This window comes from Burkholderia sp. LMG 13014 (assembly GCF_905232215.1).
Classification (GTDB): domain Bacteria; phylum Pseudomonadota; class Gammaproteobacteria; order Burkholderiales; family Burkholderiaceae; genus Burkholderia.
Genome location: NZ_CAJNKE010001073.1, coordinates 1 through 683, shown reverse-complemented (window position 1 = coordinate 683; position 683 = coordinate 1). Strand labels below are relative to the sequence as shown.

The window sequence follows — 683 nt, the reverse complement described above, 5'->3', positions numbered from 1 at the left end:
GGCAAGACCGCAGTCGTCACGGGCGCCGCGAGCGGCATCGGCAAGGAAATCGCACTCGAGCTCGCGAAGGCGGGTGCGGCCGTCGCGATCGCCGACCTGAACCAGGACGGCGCGAACGCCGTTGCCGACGAGATCGTCAAGGCGGGCGGCAAGGCGATCGGCGTCGCGATGGACGTGACGAACGAGGAAGCCGTGAACAGCGGGATCGACAAGGTGGCCGAAGCGTTCGGTTCGATCGACATCCTCGTGTCGAACGCAGGCATCCAGATCGTCAACCCGATCGAGAACTACTCGTTCTCCGACTGGAAGAAGATGCAGGCGATCCACGTCGACGGCGCATTCCTGACCACCAAGGCCGCGCTCAAGCACATGTACAAGGATGATCGCGGCGGTGTCGTGATCTACATGGGTTCGGTGCACTCGCACGAAGCGTCGCCGCTGAAGTCGGCCTACGTGACAGCCAAGCACGGCTTGCTCGGCCTGGCCCGCGTGCTGGCGAAGGAAGGCGCGAAGCACAACGTGCGCTCGCACGTCGTGTGTCCGGGCTTCGTGCGCACGCCGCTGGTCGACAAGCAGATTCCGGAGCAGGCGAAGGAGCTCGGGATCAGCGAAGAGGAAGTGATCAAGAAGGTGATGCTCGGCAACACGGTCGACGGCGTGTTCACGACGGTACAGGACGTCGC

At 64.1% G+C, this 683-nt stretch carries 1 protein-coding gene; it reads left to right on the top strand.

The genetic code is table 11. The annotated features are described in order from the left end of the window. Positions 1-683 (top strand): 3-hydroxybutyrate dehydrogenase (locus tag JYJ84_RS37450; RefSeq protein WP_175223719.1); only part of this gene is annotated, 683 nt, incomplete at both ends.